The sequence below is a fragment of the Thiomicrospira sp. genome (assembly GCF_036568485.1).
In the GTDB taxonomy this organism is placed as follows: Bacteria; Pseudomonadota; Gammaproteobacteria; order Thiomicrospirales; family Thiomicrospiraceae; genus Thiomicrospira.
On the sequence record NZ_DATCSL010000079.1, the window covers coordinates 1 to 2,983 of the forward strand.

Consider the following 2,983-nt stretch of genomic DNA (forward strand, 5'->3'; position numbering starts at 1 on the left):
GTGGTGAAAAGAGTTTGACAAGCAAGAATTACTTGAGTATATTTCGCTTCAACGATATTTACTTAAGTAGTAGTTGATGAATCAAACCCCAACTCAACCCGAATTTTTTGCCCCTTGGCATGTGCATTTAGGCGACGGCGAAATCAGTCCGCGCCGCTTGCATTTATTGCAAGCCATCAATGCTACCGGCAGCGTATCGCAAGCTGCTAAACAAGTCGGCATGACCTATAAAGCCGCGTGGGACGCGGTTGAAATCATGAACAACTTAGCCGGCAAACCGCTGGTGAATCGTCAGCATGGCGGCAAAGGTGGCGGCGGCGCAACCCTCACTCAAACCGGTCTGCAAATTGTCACTATGCATGAACGTTTATCAGCGATGCAAACCAGGTGGATGGCATCACTCGACCACACCGATGCCGACATTTTGCCTTTAATGCGGAGAATCAAAATGCAAACCAGCGCACGCAATAGTTTCTACGGCACGGTTGAAAACATCAAAACTGGCGAAGTAAATGCCGAAGTCGTGTTAAAACTGCAAGGCGATGACCGCATTGTTGCTACCGTAACCACCGACAGTGTGGCTCGCATGGGCTTAAAACCTGGCGTGACGGCGTGGGCATTAGTGAAAGCCAGCTGGGTGGTGTTAGCCAAACAACAAGCTAAAGGCCTGATTAGTGCACGTAATTTTTTATGCGGCCACGTCAGCCGTATTACCCAAGGCCCAGTAAATGTCGAAGTGGTGGTGGAATTACAAGGCGGCAACACCTTATCGTCGATTATCACCCACAGTGCATTGGAGGAGTTAAAACTCGCCGAGGGCGAACCCATTTGCGCTTTGATTAAGGCTTCGCATGTTTTAATCGGCGTGGATGATTAGTTAACAAAACAAACGCTTTATCTGTCAGCCCGTGCCAACGGGTTTTTTAAGCCCAAGCGATATAGCCCTTGGTATCTATCGATTGGCTTTTTATTTTTGATTAAGGATAGAATAATGAACCTTAAAACTTTACTACCAGGCCTGGTGCTTTGCTTAGCCACCACCAACCTCGCCCACGCCGCCCAAGTCACCGTCGCTGTGGCCGCCAACTTTACCAAAACCATAGAAGAAATTGGCGAAGCCTTTACCCAAGACACTGGCCACACAATTCGGTTTTCATTCGGGCCCACTGGCAAGTTATTTGCGCAAATCAGAAACGGCGCACCATTTGATTTATTTTTTGCCGCTAATGAATCTTCGCCGCAACGCTCGATTGCCGAAAACCTGGCCGTTAAAGACTCTTATTTTGTTTATGCGCAAGGCGTTTTAGTGCTTTATAGCCCGAGCCTGCCGGTCGCGAATAACGCGATACAAATTTTGAAAGAGGCGAACTTCCGCCATTTAGCCATCGCTAACCCCAAAACGGCACCTTATGGCACACAGGCTGAAGTCTTTTTAAAGAAAGTGGGGTTGTACAACCAAGTGAAATCAAAACTGGTTAACGGCGAAAGCATTGCGCATGCATTTCAATATGTCGCCACCAAAAATGCGGAAATCGGTTTTGTCGCCAAGTCGCAGGTGGTTGATCCAGCCAGTCCGGCCTATAAAAATGGCGAATACTGGGAAGTACCACAAAGTGATTACAAGCCAATTAACCAAGCCGCCATTATCACTAAACGCGGTGAAAACAACCAAACCGCAAAAACCTTTATGCAATATATCAAATCCCCCAAAGCGATTGAAATTATCCAAAGATACGGCTATAACTTGCCGCAGTAAAAAAAACGGACATAAACATGATTGAACTCTTCGGTACCGCGGTCGATTTTCAGCCGATTTGGCTAACATTAGAAGTCGCCACTTATACCACGATCATCCTCATTCTCATCGGCACGCCGCTGGCCTGGTGGATGGCGCAGATGCAATCGTCCAAAAAAATCATCCTCGAAGCCTTGGTAGCTTTGCCGTTGGTTTTACCGCCGACCGTGTTGGGGTTTTATCTTTTAATTGCAATGAATCCGACCGGGCCGGTGACTGAGTTTTTACGTTTTTTTGGTTTTGAAGGTCAGCTCACGTTTAGCAAAACAGGCCTGGTGATTGGCTCGGTATTTTATTCGTTACCCTTTGCGGTTCAACCTTTGATGCACGCGTTTGAAGCGATTCCGCATCGTTTACTGGATGCCGCCGCCACACTGCGCGCCAATGTATTGGATCGGTTTTTTACCATTGTCGTACCCTTATCTCAGCGCGGGTTCTTGGTCGCCGCCACGCTCACCTTCGCCCACACGGTTGGCGAATTTGGGGTGGTATTAATGGTGGGCGGCAATATTCCGGGCGAAACCCGCATGGTGTCGATTGATATTTTCGACCATGTAGAAGCAATGGAATACACCCAAGCGCATATTTTATCGGGCATGATGTTGGTGTTTTCGTTATTTGTGCTCATGCTGGTGTACGGCTTAAACCGTCGTTTTGGCGTAAAGGTAGGATAAATTTATGACAACCAAGCACACCATAACAGGCCATCTCCAACTTGACCTTGGCGGCTTTCAATTAAACTCCGGCGAATTCAGTTTGCCACTTAACGACGTGACCGTATTATTTGGTCGTTCCGGTAGCGGCAAAAGCACACTACTGCGGGCGATAGCCGGATTAGATAAACGTACTCGCGGACACTTAGTTGTTGATGGCGAAAAGTGGCAAGACGGCGATAAACGTCTACCGACTCCAGCGCGTCATCTGGGTTTTGTGTTTCAAGATGCCGCCCTATTTCCGCACATGACTGTGCGCCAAAACCTGATGTACGGCGTAAATCGTTTGCCCAAAAATCACCCCCAAGCCGACTTTGACAAGATTGTGCAACGGGTTGGCATCGCCGACAAACTGGATCGAGAGGTCACCTTTTTATCCGGCGGCGAAAAACAGCGCGTGGCGATTGCGCGGGCATTATTAATGTCACCCAAACTATTATGCATGGACGAACCGCTGTCGGCACTCGATTGGCGC

4 protein-coding genes are annotated in these 2,983 nt (G+C 48.3%); all 4 read left to right on the top strand.

What is annotated here, in order from left to right; genetic code table 11:
- Nucleotides 1–76 precede the first annotated feature (76 nt).
- Entirely contained in the window at nucleotides 77–877 is an 801-nt protein-coding gene (locus VIM91_RS07990) for a TOBE domain-containing protein (protein WP_331864296.1), read from the top strand.
- Nucleotides 878–991: 114 nt separating this feature from the next.
- Complete coding sequence (gene modA / locus VIM91_RS07995) at nucleotides 992–1,756, top strand: molybdate ABC transporter substrate-binding protein (protein WP_331864297.1); 765 nt, start codon at nucleotides 992–994, stop codon at nucleotides 1,754–1,756.
- Between the two features lie 17 nt (nucleotides 1,757–1,773).
- Complete coding sequence (modB, locus tag VIM91_RS08000) at nucleotides 1,774–2,469, top strand: molybdate ABC transporter permease subunit (protein WP_331864298.1); 696 nt, start codon at nucleotides 1,774–1,776, stop codon at nucleotides 2,467–2,469.
- A 4-nt stretch (nucleotides 2,470–2,473) separates the two neighbouring features.
- Nucleotides 2,474–2,983, top strand: a 510-nt coding sequence (locus VIM91_RS08005; protein WP_331864299.1) for an ATP-binding cassette domain-containing protein, incomplete at its 3' end; no start/stop codon positions are given.